The organism is Streptomyces sp. NPDC102279 (assembly GCF_044766365.1).
In the GTDB taxonomy this organism is placed as follows: Bacteria; Actinomycetota; Actinomycetes; order Streptomycetales; family Streptomycetaceae; genus Streptomyces.
Map to the genome: position 1 here is coordinate 180825 of NZ_JBIWLU010000005.1, position 13977 is coordinate 194801.

The following is a 13977-nucleotide window of genomic DNA, read 5'->3' on the forward strand; positions in this document are numbered from 1 at the left end:
ACGCGGGCGCCGCCCCTTCTCGTTTCCCGCGCCGGTCAGCCGTCGCTGCCGACGTGCCCGACGAACACGGCCCACGCGACGGCGCCGAAGGCGATCACCGGGCCGAGGTTCTTGGAGTCCCGCACGGGGACGAGGGTGGGGTGACCTTCGGCGACTTCGAGGCAGTTTCCGCCGCTGGCATCGCTGTAGCTGGACCTGTGCCAAGTGGTGTCGTTCAGGGGGTACTCAGGGTTGTTCCTCATGCGAGTAATCCTCTGCCACTGCTTCGATCAGGGCTAGGGATTCCGACGGTGAGAGCGCGCTGGCCCCGAGTAGGTCGAAGGTCAGCTCATAGCTGGTGACCGTTCCGGGGTAGTCCTCCAGTCGGCCTGTGCCCAAGCCCTCCAGATAGGCGAGTGAGGGTGCGTCCTCGAACGCCATCAGCTTGAGAGAGCCACCCATGGCCATATGGGCGCCCGCCTCGAACGGCAGTACCTGGAGGATGATCCGGTGTCGCTTCGCGAGCGCCGCGATGTGCCGTAGGGCTTCAACCATGATGTCCGCGCCGCCAACCTGTCGGCGTAGGACGGCTTCGTCCAGAACTGCCCACAACAGTGGGGTTGTTGGATCTTCCAGGATCTGAGCCCGTTCAAGTCGCGCTGTGACCAGATCCTCGATTACGTCTGCTGTGGCGGTCGGGCGGCCTCCGCGGAATACGGCCTGCGCATAGCCTGCCGTCTGCAGTAGTCCTGGGATCAGCAGAGGCGCGTACTCCCTGATCCCCGATGCGATCGCCTCTGCCTCCGCCGCCTCCGCGAAGTGGTCCGGGTACTTCGACCTGGCCAGGGCCCTGCAGTTGCGCTCGAAGAAGCCCTTCGTGCCCAGGATCTCGTCTATCTGGACGGCGTATTCGAGGTGCAGCCGCCGGGTCCCCGCCTCCAGCTGACCGATGAACGAGCCGCTCACGAAAAGGGGTTCGCCCAGCTCCGCCTGAGAGAGCCCCGCGTTCTCGCGGGCGTACCGCAACTCCGCTCCGATCATCGCGCGGGGTGAGGAGGAGGGGTCGAGGTCCTTCGGTCCGGGCATGGCGACTCCCTGTCACACAGCTGGGGTTGTTGGGACGCCGACTCTGGCCAGGTTAGAGGGGTGATGGCCACGCTGGGTGGTGAAAGCGAACACTCAGCGTGGAGGGAACGGTCCGATGGAGATGACGCCGGGTACACGGATGCGGCCGACGGAGGAGATCGTGGCGGAGCTGCGGGCGGCGCTGACCGGCGTCGGGGTGGTGCTGCCGTCGCTGCGGGTCGATCCGGTCACCGGGGCGAGCGACGAGCCGTTCGCCCTGGTCGCACTCGGCCGCTGCAACGTCGGGACCGCGCAGAAGCTGACCGCCGTGCTGCGTGCCTGCGTGGAGTACGCGGTCGACGTGCGGGACGGGCGGCTCGGCCAGGTGATGGGGCGCGAGGGCGGACTCGTCCAACTGCGGCCGCCGGGTGGCGGATGCGAGTGGGACTGCCCGCCGGAGTCCCTCGGGGAGGCGGCACCGGGGGACGGGCTGCGGGCACGGGTGCGGCGGCTCAACACGGAGACGCGGCTGCCGTGAGGAAGGGGTCCGGGAGGTCACCGCTGAGGAGACCCTCCCGGGTCACCCCTGACGGCTACAGGTTGCCCATGGGCTCGATGTCCACCTTGACCGGGGTGCCCCAGATGCGGAGCACCTCGTAGTCGGTGAACTCGTGGACGAGGCGGTAGGCCATGCCGGGGCGGGGGGTACGGCGCTCGGCCGCGAGATAGCGCTCCGCCTCGTGCCGGTCGCGGCGCGGGGTGCCGCACAGGTGCCACTCCTGGCCGGTCCACACTTCAGGGAGCCAGCGCTGCTGGGGCTGGGGACGGTCGCCCCGGACCCCGTACCGGGACATGGCGCGGTCGGGGAGCTCGTCCGGCGCGGGTGTCCGGCCGTGCGTGTACGCGTCGTTGACCTCGGTGCGGCGGGCGGCGCGGCGGCGGGTCTCGCAGAGCAGGCAGCGGTCGGGGGCGCTCTCGTCCACCGGGCCGTTCGGATGCTCGGAGCAGCGGGTGGTCGGCGCGGCCGTCGTCACCGTCTCCTCCAGCAGGTCCAGGGCCCGCTTCAGGTCCGCCTTGACCTCGTGCAGCTTGGCGTCGGGGCTGTCGGCGCTCAGGGCGTCGCCGTGCTCCCCGAGCACCCGCAGGGCGCGCCCGAGGGCGGTCAGCTGTGCGTGGTTCATGGTCCCAGCGTCGCACGCGCCGCCGACAGTGCGGTCACGCGGCGGCCGGTTCCGGGGGCCGGACGCGTGTCCGGCGGTCCAGGCCGAAGAAGTAGGTGGCCGCGAAGCCGACGGCGTACCCGGTCAGCAGGCCGCCCGCGTAGATCGCCGCGGTGAGGCCGAGGCCCCGGTTGCCGGACAGCAGCGGGAACAGGGCCCAGCCCGAGGGGCCGATGGCGGTCGAGCCGACCTGGTCGCCCAGCATCGAGAAGAAGCCGATGAAGGCGCCGCCCGCGGCTCCGCCCGCGCACGCGGTGAGGAAGGGGCGGCCGAGGGGGAGCGAGACGCCGTAGATGAGGGGTTCGCCGACGCCGAGGAGGCCGGCGGGCAGTGCCGAGCGGATCGTCGTGCGCAGCGAGGTGTCGTGGCGCAGGCGTACGTACACGGCGAGGGCGGCGCCGACCTGGCCCGCGCCGGCCATGGCGAGGACGGGCAGCAGGACGGTGTACCCCTGCTGCTCGATGAGCGTGGTGTGGATGGGGATGAGGGCCTGGTGCAGGCCGAGCATCACCAGCGGCAGGAACAGGGCGCCGAGGACGAGGCCCGCGAACGCTCCGGTGGTGGACAGGAGCCGGTCGGCCGCCGTCCCGATGGCGGAGGACAGCTCACCGGCCGCGTACATCAGGGCGTACAGCGTCACCAGGCCGGTCAGCAGCACGGTCAGCGTCGGGGTGACGAGGACGTCCAGGGCCGTCGGGACCCAGCGTCGGCACCACTTCTCGACGTAGGTGCCGAGGAGGGCGGCGGCCAGTGCACCGAGGACGCCGCCCTGGCCGGGGGCCAGCGTCATGCCGAACACGGTCACCTTGGCGACCCCTGCGTAGACGACGACCGCCGCCACCGCGCCGCCCAGGATCGGGGTTCCGCCGAACTCCTTGGCGGTGTTGTAGCCGACGAAGACGGCGATCAGCGCCATGAAGCCGCCGGCGATGACGGCGAGGGCGGGCGTGATGCCCGTCAGCACACCGAGGTTGACCAGCAGGCCGTTCAGGCCCGCGATCACTCCGCAGCCGATCAGTGCCGGGATGAGCGGCACGAAGATGTCCGCGACCCGGCGCAGCAGCAGCTTGAGAGGCGTCGCGTTGCGCCGGGTCCGGTCGGCCTTCAGCTCGGCGCCGCGCAGCGCGAGACGCTCGGCCGCGGGCGTCAGCAGTGCCTCGAACTCCGGGGTCACCCGGGCGACCGTGCCGGGGCCGAGCACGATCTGGTAGCTGTCGTCGTCCGCGACGACGCCGAGGACGGCGGGCAGCGCCCGCAGGGCGTCCTCGTCGACGAGGTTCCGGTCCCGCAGACCCAGCCGGAGCCGGGTCATGCAGTGGGCGACGGTGAGGACGTTCGCGGGGCCGCCCACCAGGGGGAGGATCGCGGTGGCTGTGGTGGAGTCCGGTGTACGCACTCCCCGAGCGTGCTCGTCAGCCGGACGCCTTCGCCAGCGCGGCACGCAGATGGCCCTGGCTCTCCTCCAGAAGGCGGGCGGCGGTCGGCCCGTCCACCTCGCCGAGGATCGTCAGGATCGCGTTCTTCACCTCGCCGTCGGTGGCGGCGAGCGCCTGCTCGATCTCCTCGTCCGAGGCGCCGGTCGCGAGTGCGACGATCCGCCGTGAGCGGGCCCGCAGCTTCTCGTTCGAGGCCCGCACGTCGACCATCAGGTTCCCGTACGTCTTGCCGAGCCGGATCATCGTGATCGTCGACAGCATGTTGAGCACGAGTTTCTGGGCGGTGCCGGACTTCAGCCGGGTGGAACCGGTGAGCAGCTCGGGGCCCACCACGACCTCGATGCCGTGGTCGGCGGCGGCCGCGAGCGGGCTGTGCGCGTTGCACGACAGGCCGACCGTCAGCGCGCCGCGCGAGCGGGCGTGCTCGACCGCGCCCACCGCGTACGGGGTGCGGCCGGAGGCGGAGACGCCGACCACCGTGTCGTCGGCGGTCACCGCGATGGCGTCCAGGTCGGCCGCGGCCAGTTCCCGGGAGTCCTCCGCGCCCTCGATCGAGGTGGACAGGGCGGCGGGGCCGCCCGCGATCATGCCGACGACCCGGGTGGGGTCGGTGTTGAAGGTGGGCGGGCACTCGGAGGCGTCGAGCACGCCGAGGCGGCCCGCGGTACCGGCGCCCGCGTAGACGAGGCGCCCGCCGCGGGCCATGCGCTCCGCGATGCCGTCGATCGCGGCGGCGATGAGCGGGAGCTGCGCGGCGACGGCTGTCGGCACCGTTGCGTCCTCCCCGTTCATGAGCCGGGCGATCTCCAGCGTGGGCAGCCGGTCGATCTCGGACAGTTCGGGGCGGAACGCCTCGGTGGTCAGCGTCTCCAACTCTGCTCGAAGATCACCGTAGTTGGACATGGAGGTCATGACGGGAGCGGCTCTTTCCGGTGAGGTGTCGTACCGCGCCCGGGAAGGGGCGCGGCCGGGACGACGTACGGCACCGTCACGCGGGTGGCGTCAGGCCGCCCACGGACCGCAGTCTCCCTGCTGAATCAAGTCCCCCGGTTTGTGTCCCGCGCGGCGGTTATCGGCCGCGGCGCGGAGTATGGCGATGCGCCAGTGCCTCGTAGGAGGCGGACAGCGCGGGCGCCGCCGTCTCGTAGGTGCGCTGGGCGACCCCCACGAACAGGCAGTCCACCACGAGGAGCTGGCTGGTGCGCGACGACATGGCCGCCGGCCGCAGCTCGCTCTCGCGGGCGGTGGAGGTGGTGAGGATGTGGTCGGCGTACTGCGTGACCGGTCCGCCGGGACGCCCGGTGATCGCGATCGTCGTCGCCCCGTGCTCGAAGGCGACCCGGAGCGGTTCGATGACGTCGCCGGTCGAGCCGGAGTGGGTGATGGCTATCGCCACGTCCTTCGCGCGCAGCTGCACCGCGTTGGTCACCGCGAGGTGCGGGTCGCTGTGCGCGTTGGCTATCAGACCGATCCGCATGAGCTTCTGGAAGAGGTCCTGCGCGACCAGGCCGGAGGCGCCGACGCCGTAGATGTCGATGCGGCGGGCGGCCGCGATGGCGGCGACGGCCGCGCCGAGCTGCACCGTGTCGAGCGAGGCGGCGGTGTCGGCGAGGGTCTGCTGCTCGTCGTAGGCGAGCTTCGCGACGACGTCGGCGATGGGGTCGTCGACCGCGATGTCGGCGGTGACGGCGGGGGCTCGGCCCGACTGCTGCTGGGCGGCGAGCCCGGCGAGCGCGAGGCGCAGGTCCCGGTAGCCCGGATACCCGAGGAGGCGGGCCGTGCGCACGACCGTCGCCTCGCTGGTGCCGGTGAGTTCGGCGAGCCCGGTGACCGTGAGGGCCGCGCAGCCGGCCGGATCACCGGCGACGGCCTCGGCGACCCGCTGCATGGAGCGCGTCATCGAGGGGGCGAGGGTCCGCACCTTGGCCGCGAGGGCGGCAGGGGCGGGAGGAGCCTCGCCCGCGAAAATTTCCTTCACGTTCTGGGTCACATGATGAAAGATATTTTCCTTTGGGGCATACGGTCAAGGGTGCGCACAATGGGGGGCATGGACCCCAGCGACAACGCCCTCAGCCCTCTGGAACAGGCGCTCCACGCGGCTCGTGCCCGTGTGCTCGCCGACCTGATCGCGGGCCGGGTCGCCGAGGCGGACGTCGTCTCCCTCGTCGAGGAGTCGGTGGTGCAGCGCCGCTGGTGGGTCGAGCAGTGGCCGGAGGGCGCCGGATTCGTCGCCGGGCTCGTCGCCCAGGACGTCCAGGACGCGCTCCTGGAGCGGCACGGGCGGTGGCCGCTCTGCCCGGTCTGCGGCAGCGGCGACCCGCACGCCCTGGAGGTCGAGCCCGAACTGGGACCCGACCCGCACTGGGTGTGCCACCAGGCCGGCGTGAAGGTCTCCCCGGTGGGCTCCCTCAGTTCGGCGACCGGCTCGGGCCCGCCCGCGTGACCGTCTACATCGATCCGCCCACCTGGCCGGGCCACGGCCGGGTGTGGTCCCACCTGATCAGCGACGTCTCCTACGACGAACTCCACGCCTTCGCGGAGACGCTGGGCGCTCCCCGCCGCGCCTTCGAGCGCGACCACTACGACATCCCCTCGCACCGCTACGCCGCCGCCGTGGCGGCGGGGGCCGTCGAGGTCAACAGCCGCGAGGTGGTGCGGCTGCTGCACGGTGCGGGACTGCGGCGGCGCAAGGGCACGACCGGCTGACCGGTCCCGGCCCGGCTCCCGCGGGTGCGCCGCCCGCCCCGCTCACGCGAAGCGGGCGGCCCGCTCAGCTCTCGCGGACGTACAGCCGCAACGACGGCTCCAGATCGTGCAGTTCGTACGCCGCCCGTTCCTCGTCCTCGCTCACCCGGGTGAAGCCGGCGCGGGCGATCACGCGCTGGGAGGGGGCGTTGTCCTGCTCGATGGCCGCGAACAGGAGCTTCACGTCGTCGCGGGCCAGGGCGTGCTCCGCGAGGGCGCACAGCGCCTCGGTCGCGTAACCCCGGCCGCGCGCGGTCTCCGCGAGGTCGTAGCCCACCTCGGCGCGCCCCTCCTCGTCGGGCACCCCGTGGAAGCCGATCCCGCCGACGGCCTGCCCGTCCTCGCGCCGCACGAGCGCGAACATGCCCCACTCGGGCCGGTGCGTCCCCGCCTCGTACGCCTTCACCACCATGCCCGCGGCGTCCCGCGTGCCCTCGAACGGGCCGCCCTCGATCCACGCGAAGCCGCCGGTGCCGCCCGCGCGGAGATCGGCGGCGGCGGCCGGGGTGACGCCCTGGAGCGTGAGCCGCTCGGCGTCGATCACCAGGTTGTTGCGCCAGCGCCACTCGGTGACCGGGGCGCGGCCGGGCAGGTCGGCCCGTCCGGTGGCCCACAGGAGGGTGTTCCAGGGGGCGCCCGGTTCGGGCCGGACGTGCGGGAAGATCCGGGCCAGGACCCAGGTGCACAGCTCGGCCGGCGGCCGGTACGCGAGGCCGAGCCCTTCGGCGATGTCGTGGGTGTGCAGCAGGATCTCCGCGACGCCCATCGCGGCGAAGCCCTCGCGGTTCGCGCTGCGGAACGGGTGCGGGTGGAAGGCCCGTACCTCGCGCGGAGTCGTCCGCACGGCGGCGGCGAGCAGTCCGCCGGTCGCCTCGATCACGTCGACGGCCCCCGCGTTGTCGGTTCCGTCGTCCAGCGTGATCTCGAACGGCACGTACGCCGTGGTGGCCCGCCCCGCCAACTGGCCCGCGTACGCGACGAGATCACTCGCGATGTGCTCGGCGGTCCGCCGGCAGTCCCACTCCAGCCCTCCCGCCCTGACGCCGTTCCAGTCCAGCCCGGCCGCCGGTCGCAGCAGCGCGGCACAGTCCCGGACGGCTGCCTCCACCTGGTCCCCACCCGTGTCTCCCATGCGGCCGAGGATAGGACGGATCACGCCTCGGAACACACGGGATCGGCCGTCGCGCTCCCGGTTCCGACGATCCGTGATCCCGGCGTACGGCGCTGCAGGCGCAGCGAGACGACGGCCAGGGCGATGGCCGCCGTCGTCAGGGCCGCGCCCGCCCAGGCGGTGGCGCCGTAGCCGAGCCCCGCGTCGATGACCGCCCCGCCGAGCCAGGGGCCCGCGGTGTTGCCCAGGTTGAAGGCCGCGGTGGTGGTGGCGGCGGCCAGGGTGGGAGCGGCGGCGGCGACGTCGAACATCCGCGCGTTCAGGGCCGGGGCGGTGCAGAAGCAGGCGACCCCGAGGAGGAAGGAGAGCAGCACCGCCGCGACGGCGTGGCGCCCGAGGAGGGCGAACGCGACGAGCACGACCGTGTCGGCCGCCATCCCCAGGATCAGCACCCGGAACAGGTGCGCGTCGGCGAACCGCCCGCCGATCGCCGTCCCGATGAGCGCGCCCACCCCGAACAGCGCCAGCACGGTCGGCACCCAGCCGTCGTCGAGGCCGGCGACATCGGTGAGCAGCGGGGCGAGGTAGCTGAACGCGCAGAAGACACCGGCCGCGGCGAGCGCGATCGTGCCGATGGAGAGCCAGACCTGCCGGTCGCGGTAGATGTGCATCTCCCGTTTCATCCGCGGCCGTTCGGCCGGCCGGGGCAGGGCCGGCACCAGGCTCACGATGCCCACGAGCGCGATCGCGGACGCGGCGCCGACGGCCCAGAACGCGGAGCGCCAGCCCAGCCCCTCACCGAGGAACGCTCCGGCGGGCACGCCGAGGACGTTCGCGACCGACAGGCCGCCGATCATCACGGCGAGCGCCCGGGCCCGCGACGTCGCCGGCACCGTCGCGACGGCGACGGCCGCCCCGACCGCCCAGAACCCGGCGCAGGCCAGCGCGCTGACCACCCGTGAGGCGAACAGCACGGCGTACGTGGGCGCGAGAGCCCCGGCGACCTGGCCGAGCCCGAACACGGCGATCAGCGCGACGAGGGTGGCCCGGCGCGGCAGGCGCAGGGTCGCGACGGCGAGCAGCGGCGCCCCGACGACCATGCCGATCGCGAACGCCGAGATCAGCAGTCCGGCCTGCGGAATGGTCACGCCCAGGTCCTCCGCGACGGGCGGCAGCAGCCCGGACAGCATGAACTCGCTGGTGCCGAGGGCGAAGACGGACAGGGCGAGGATGTAGACGGACAGCGGCATACGGGGGCGGGCACCGGGGGGACCGGTGGCGGGTATGTCCGGCGTCAGGGAACCGCGGCTCGGAGGCATGCCTCCTTCGTACGGCGTCCGGAGCGTGCCGTCGAACGGTTTCCCCGCCGTCCCGGATGACGGACGGGGCGGTGGGCGGTGGTGCGACGGGAGGGGGACGCGGTACCGGAGGCGGGCCGGGGCGGCGCCGGAGCCGGGGGACCTGCGGCGCGGGCGGCCCGGGGCTCAGCCCTCCGTCAGTGCCGCCAGCTCGGCCGTGAGGTTCCCGCGGGCGGGACCGGACCACACCCGCTCTCCGTACGACGTCCTGAACAGCCGTGGGAGATCCAGGAGTTGACGCAGTACGGCCGCCCGGCCCGCCCGGAAGGCGTCGTCGGGGACGAAGCCGTACTCCTCGCGGACGGCCGCGGCGTAGGCGGCGTACGCGGCCGGCGGCGAGGCCAGGATCGCCAGGTCGGCGTCGCACAGGACGGCGCCGTCGCCGTCGCCGTCGGCGGGGTCGTGCGAGACGGTCAGCCGGACCAGCCGGGCGACCTCGGCGGTGCGCCGCGCGCCGACGCCCAGCTCGGCCAGCGCGCGCTCGGCCAGCCGCGCCGACCGCTCCTCGTTCTCCGAGCGGTCCGGCAGGTACACGGCGTCGTGGAACCAGGCCGCGAGGCGTACCGCGGCCGGGTCCGAGGGCCGCTCCCCGTGCGCCTCCAGCACGTCGACGCGGTCGAGTACCGCGAGGAGGTGGTCGGTGGTGTGGTATCGCCGCTGCGGCTCGGCCCAGCGGTCCAGGAGGTTCTCCGCGTAGGGCTCCGGGGAGGGTCCCGGACCGTCCGCGCCGTCGCGGGCGGCCCGTACGGTCTCCGCCCAGCGCTTCGCCAGGTCCGCGCGGGCCGGATGCCGGGGGCTGTCGGCGCCCGGCCTGCGGTTGCTCTCTGCTGCCATACCGCCATTCTGCTCGCCCCGCGCCGCGTCCCTTCTTACGGTGGACCCATGATTCCTGGAGACGCACACGACGTACGGGACCCGGAACTGCCCGGCCTGCTCCTGCATACCGAGCGCGACGCGCTGATCCCGCTGCTGCGGGCCAGGCCCGAGGGGGACTTCGCGCTGCCGACCGCGGGGTGCCCGGCCTGGACGGTGCGGGAGGTGGTGGCGCACTGCTCGGCCGTGCTGGCCCGGGTCGTCGAGAGCCGTTTCGAACGGGGGGTGTTCAGCCCCGAGTCCAACGACCGCGACATCGCCGAGCGCGGCGACTGGCCGACAGCCCGGGTCCTCGACGAACTGGAGCGCGGGATGACCGAGGCCGGCGCGGCGATCGCCCGGTCCGACGGCGCCCTCGACGCGGTCGCGCTCGGAGAGTGGGTGCACGCCGGAGACGTACGGGAGGCCCTCGGCGAACCGGGCGCCTACGAGGGGGCGGGGCTTCCGCACGCCCTCACCCTCCTCGCCCGGGTCAGCCGGGAACGGGACCGCCTGCCGCTGCACGCCGACCTCGACCACCTCGACGACCCGCTGCGCCTGGGCGGCGTCCCCGGCGACCGGCCCCCGGCCCGCTACATCGGCGACGCCGCGACGCTCGTACGGCTGTACGCGGGACGCCCGGTCCCGCAGACGGCCGCGTACGAGCTGGTCGGGGCGAAGGAGACGGAGCTGAACCTGTTCGGGTGAAGGGCGGGGGACACGTGAGCACGGGGCGGGGCGGCGCAGGGCGGGGCCGGGCGGACGGGGAAAACCCTCGGCCCGGCCGGGGCTTCTCGCGCCCCCGTGCCCGCGCGCGTACTCTTGGGATTGGACTAGACCTGTAGCCGCCCAAGGAAGAGGTCCGATGAGCGAGCGGAAGAGCGCACTCCTGGAGGTGATCGCCCTCGGCGTGGAGGACGCGGTCGCCGCTCAGGACGGCGGAGCCGACCGGCTTGAGCTGGTCACCGACATGGCCGCCGACGGGCTGACGCCCCCGGTGGAGACCTTCGCCGGGATCCGTGCCTCCGTCGACATCTCGCTGCGCGTGATGCTGCGCCTGTCGGACGGCTTCGCCTCGGGAGGCGAGCAGGGCGTCGAGGCGCTGGTGCGGGCCGCGGGCGAGCTGCGGGCGGCGGGCGCCGACGAGTTCGTGCTCGGCTTCCTGGACCAGCGGGGTGGCCCCGACCTGGCCGCCGTCGAGCGGATCACCGCCGAACTCGACGGCTGCCGTTGGACGTTCCACCGGGCGATCGACCGCGCAGCCGACCGCGACGCCCTGCGCAGGCAGCTCGCCGGCCTGCCGGGTCTCGACGGCTATCTGACCGCCGGGTCCGCGACGGGCGTCGACGACGGCCTTCCCGTGCTCGCCGCCGAGGCGGGGCGCTGCGGCGAACCGGGGTACGAGCAGCGGATCATGGTCGGGGGCGGCCTGCGCCTCGACCATGTCCCCCAGCTGCGCGCGGCAGGGGTCGACGCCTTCCACATCGGCGGCGCCGCCCGGCCCCTCGGCTGGACCGGGCCGGTCTCCGCCGTCGCGGTCCGGGAGTGGCGGGCCGCCGTCGACGCCCGCGCGCCGCTGCACGCGTAGTCCGGGGGCGGGGGGATTCCCGTCCCTCCGCCCCTGCCTTTCCCGTACCCGGGGGTGCTGCCCTCGGGCACCCCGCTCCTCAGACGCCGGAGGGGCTGAACTCCCCGCTGGAATCGGTCAGCTCCGCCGGCAGCGGGGACGCGTGCGTGACGATCAGGCCCGAGACCGCTCGGGTGAGGGAGACGTACAGGCGGCGCAGGCCGGTGCGCTCGTCCGGTTCGCCGTCGACGACGGCCCGCGGTTCGTCGAGCACCACGTAGTCGTACTCCAGGCCCTTGGCGAGCGAGGCCGGCACGAGGGTCAGCCGGGTCTCGGCCGTCGTCTCCTCGCCGGGCCCGAGATACGTCCGCCCGGCCGCCGCCAGCGCCTGCGCGAGCGCCGGGATCCGGGCGTCCGCCGCGATCAGCCCGATCGAGCCCTCGCGGTCCAGCAACTCCTCGACCGCGTCGACCACTTCACCGTCCCCGGTGGACGCCCGGACCTCGAAGAAGCCGGGGTTCTCCCGCACCGACGCGACCGGCGCGAGACCGGGCGCGATGTGCGGCAGCAGCCGGGACGCGTACGTGATGACGTCCGTGGGGACACGGAAACCCGCCGTCAGCTCCTCCACGACGGCGTCCCCCTTGCCCAGATGCCCGAGCGCCTCCGCCCAGCTCCGGGTCGCCCACGGAGTGGTCCCCTGCGCCAGGTCACCGAGCACGGTCGCCGAACCCGTCGTGCAGCGCCGGCCCACCGCGCGGTACTGCATCGGGGAGAGGTCCTGCGCCTCGTCGAGCACCACGTGCCCGAGCGAGTGCGTGCGCCGCACCAGATCGGTGGCCTCGTCGATCAGCACGGCGTCGGCCGCCGACCACTTCGCGGCCTTCACGCTGCGCACCGGCTTCGCCCAGAGGATCTCCTTCTGCTCGGCCTCGTCGAGCAGCCCCTCCGCGTGGGCGGCGAGGAAGTCCGCGTCGCTCAGCAGCCGCAGCACCAGCTTGGCCGGGTCGACCTGCGGCCAGATCGCCTTGACGGCCGCCTTCACCGCGGCGTTCCGGGCGACGGCGTCCTGCACCCGGTCGTCCGGCGCCTCCCCGGAGCGCTCCATCTGGACCAGCACGGTGTGCGCGATGCGCTGCGGAAGAGCCTCGTGCGCGGCGCCGTACCGGATGTCCCGGGCGAGCAACTCGCGCACGATCTCCTCCAGTTCGTACGCCGCGACCCGCCAGCGCCGGGAGCCCCGGACGACCATCACCGGCTCCGTCGGCAGTGTCACGTGCGAGCGGACGGCCCGGCGCAGCACCTCCGCCATCCGTGCGTCGCCCTTGATCACCGCGGCCGGCGCGTCGTCGCTGCCGCGCACCTCGACATGCGCGACGAGGTCGTCGACGGTCGCCTGCCGGACCTCCAGCTCGCCGAGGGCGGGCAGCACCTGCTCGATGTAGTGCAGGAAGGACTTGTTCGGCCCGATCACCAGGGTGCCGGTGCGGGCCAGCCGGTCCCGGTGCGCGTACAGCAGGAACGCGACGCGGTGCAGGCCGACAGCGGTCTTCCCGGTGCCGGGGCCGCCCTGCACACAGACCGAGCCGGACAGCCCGGACCGTACGATCTCGTCCTGCTCGGGCTGGATGGTCGCCACGATGTCGCGCATCGGGCCGACACGCGGGCGCTCGATCTCCTGCTGGAGCAGCTTGCTGGTGGCCGCCGCCTCGGCGGGGTCGGAGAGGTGCTCGTCCTCGTAGGCGGTGAGGTCGCCGCCGGTGTAGCCGAAGCGACGGCGCAGCCCGACGTCCATCGGGTCCTTCTTCGAGGCCCGGTAGAACGGCTGCGAGACCGGGGCGCGCCAGTCGATGACCATCGGGTCGCCGTCGGCGTCGTGCACGTGCCGGCGCCCGATGTAGAACCGCTCGCCCCGCGCACCCTCCGCCCGGTCGGCACCCGGCGCGTGCAGGTAGTCGAGGCGCCCGAAGAACAGCGGGGTGTGGCTGAGGTCGGCGAGGGCCTTGATGCGCTCCCCGATCTGCCGGTGCAGGACCTCGGCGTTCACCCAGTTCGCGGTGACGTCGCGGATGTCGAGGTTCTCGGCGTCCTCGCGCATCGCGCGGAGCGCTGAACGGGACAGGCCGAGGTGGGAACGTTCGCGGGAGAGGGGATCGCCGGCTTCGGACGGTGCGCCGGACGGACCGTCGGACAGGGTGGACACGGGAATTGCCTCCGGGGACCTGCTGCGGGAGTGATGCGGTGGCTCGGACGGTCCAGGCGGTTCGGGCCTGGATCTCCGTGGAATCCGTGCGCGATTCCGGATGCCGTCCGGTTTCCGGCCGGACGGCGGCACTCCGCGAAGGGAGGCGGGCAAGAGCGGGGATTCTAGGTGAGGGACGGATGCCGGTGCCACTGGGTTTTCCGGCTCCGGGTTTGCCGCCGGACCGGTCCGGCCTTCCCGCGTCGCGGCGCAGGGCTCCCTCACGGACGGCTCCCGCTGCGACTGCGGGCGGCGCCGGATCCCGCCGGGGAGGGGAACGGCCCGCCGCTCGTCAGGGTCGGGCCCCGGGCCCCTAGGGGGCGCTGTCCGTCGTGAGGTGTACGGCGGGCGGCACCGGGGGTGGACGCGGGGGATGCCCAGGTTCGGTCGGAAGACCGACGC

The 13977-nt window shown here is 73.5% G+C and carries 15 protein-coding genes; 5 read left to right on the plus strand and 10 right to left on the minus strand.

The window, feature by feature from the left end; all coding sequences use genetic code 11:
• Positions 1 to 35: 35 nt before the first annotated feature.
• Together ACIRQH_RS13780 and ACIRQH_RS13785 are read right to left on the minus strand one after the other, a co-directional pair.
• A complete protein-coding gene (locus ACIRQH_RS13780) occupies positions 36 to 242 on the minus strand; it encodes a DUF397 domain-containing protein (RefSeq protein ID WP_358819064.1) in 207 nt (68 codons plus the stop codon).
• Complete coding sequence (locus ACIRQH_RS13785; RefSeq protein WP_388872265.1) at positions 226 to 1065, minus strand: Scr1 family TA system antitoxin-like transcriptional regulator; 840 nt, start codon at positions 1063 to 1065, stop codon at positions 226 to 228. The genes ACIRQH_RS13780 and ACIRQH_RS13785 overlap by 17 nt, the downstream gene beginning before the upstream one ends.
• 139 nt (positions 1066 to 1204) lie before the next feature.
• On the opposite strand from ACIRQH_RS13785, the gene ACIRQH_RS13790 reads away from it, so the two are divergent.
• Positions 1205 to 1582: a hypothetical protein gene (locus ACIRQH_RS13790; protein WP_404226149.1), complete on the plus strand. Its 378-nt coding sequence runs from the start codon at positions 1205 to 1207 to the stop codon at positions 1580 to 1582.
• A 55-nt stretch (positions 1583 to 1637) separates the two neighbouring features.
• Here ACIRQH_RS13790 and ACIRQH_RS13795 read toward each other — a convergent pair whose 3' ends face one another.
• The 4 genes from ACIRQH_RS13795 to ACIRQH_RS13810 form a co-directional block, all read right to left on the minus strand.
• The gene (locus ACIRQH_RS13795) at positions 1638 to 2225 is read right to left on the minus strand and encodes a hypothetical protein (protein ID WP_358819066.1); all 588 of its coding nucleotides are present in this window, start codon (positions 2223 to 2225) and stop codon (positions 1638 to 1640) included.
• 34 nt (positions 2226 to 2259) lie between these two features.
• The gene (locus ACIRQH_RS13800) at positions 2260 to 3660 is read right to left on the minus strand and encodes a PTS transporter subunit EIIC (RefSeq protein WP_358819067.1); all 1401 of its coding nucleotides are present in this window, start codon (positions 3658 to 3660) and stop codon (positions 2260 to 2262) included.
• Positions 3661 to 3676: 16 nt separating this feature from the next.
• On the minus strand, positions 3677 to 4612 hold the full coding sequence (murQ, locus tag ACIRQH_RS13805; protein ID WP_358819068.1) for an N-acetylmuramic acid 6-phosphate etherase: 936 nt from the start codon (positions 4610 to 4612) through the stop codon (positions 3677 to 3679).
• Between the two features lie 157 nt (positions 4613 to 4769).
• Positions 4770 to 5690: a MurR/RpiR family transcriptional regulator gene (locus tag ACIRQH_RS13810; protein ID WP_358819069.1), complete on the minus strand. Its 921-nt coding sequence runs from the start codon at positions 5688 to 5690 to the stop codon at positions 4770 to 4772.
• A gap of 57 nt (positions 5691 to 5747) precedes the next feature.
• Between ACIRQH_RS13810 and ACIRQH_RS13815 the strand changes: the two genes are divergently transcribed.
• Both ACIRQH_RS13815 and ACIRQH_RS13820 read left to right on the plus strand, forming a co-directional pair.
• Positions 5748 to 6143, plus strand: coding sequence for a hypothetical protein (locus ACIRQH_RS13815; RefSeq protein ID WP_358819070.1), 396 nt, complete (start codon positions 5748 to 5750; stop codon positions 6141 to 6143).
• The gene (locus ACIRQH_RS13820) at positions 6140 to 6406 is read left to right on the plus strand and encodes a DUF4031 domain-containing protein (protein WP_358819071.1); all 267 of its coding nucleotides are present in this window, start codon (positions 6140 to 6142) and stop codon (positions 6404 to 6406) included. Before ACIRQH_RS13815 ends, ACIRQH_RS13820 begins: the two co-directional genes overlap by 4 nt.
• A 64-nt stretch (positions 6407 to 6470) precedes the next feature.
• Here the strand turns inward: ACIRQH_RS13820 and ACIRQH_RS13825 are convergent, their stop codons facing one another.
• From ACIRQH_RS13825 to ACIRQH_RS13835, 3 genes are all read right to left on the minus strand, one after another.
• Positions 6471 to 7577 (minus strand): GNAT family N-acetyltransferase, encoded by a 1107-nt coding sequence (locus ACIRQH_RS13825; protein ID WP_388872275.1) that lies wholly within the window; start codon positions 7575 to 7577, stop codon positions 6471 to 6473.
• Between the two features lie 20 nt (positions 7578 to 7597).
• Complete coding sequence (locus tag ACIRQH_RS13830) at positions 7598 to 8806, minus strand: Cmx/CmrA family chloramphenicol efflux MFS transporter (RefSeq protein ID WP_358819121.1); 1209 nt, start codon at positions 8804 to 8806, stop codon at positions 7598 to 7600.
• Between the two features lie 234 nt (positions 8807 to 9040).
• Complete coding sequence (locus tag ACIRQH_RS13835; RefSeq protein ID WP_358819073.1) at positions 9041 to 9748, minus strand: hypothetical protein; 708 nt, start codon at positions 9746 to 9748, stop codon at positions 9041 to 9043.
• A gap of 48 nt (positions 9749 to 9796) precedes the next feature.
• On the opposite strand from ACIRQH_RS13835, the gene ACIRQH_RS13840 reads away from it, so the two are divergent.
• Complete coding sequence (locus tag ACIRQH_RS13840) at positions 9797 to 10474, plus strand: maleylpyruvate isomerase family mycothiol-dependent enzyme (protein ID WP_358819074.1); 678 nt, start codon at positions 9797 to 9799, stop codon at positions 10472 to 10474.
• Positions 10475 to 10631: 157 nt separating this feature from the next.
• Positions 10632 to 11354 (plus strand): copper homeostasis protein CutC, encoded by a 723-nt coding sequence (locus ACIRQH_RS13845; RefSeq protein ID WP_358819075.1) that lies wholly within the window; start codon positions 10632 to 10634, stop codon positions 11352 to 11354.
• 79 nt (positions 11355 to 11433) lie between these two features.
• Here ACIRQH_RS13845 and ACIRQH_RS13850 read toward each other — a convergent pair whose 3' ends face one another.
• Positions 11434 to 13431 (minus strand): HelD family protein, encoded by a 1998-nt coding sequence (locus ACIRQH_RS13850; protein WP_388930864.1) that lies wholly within the window; start codon positions 13429 to 13431, stop codon positions 11434 to 11436.
• Positions 13432 to 13977 lie beyond the last annotated feature (546 nt).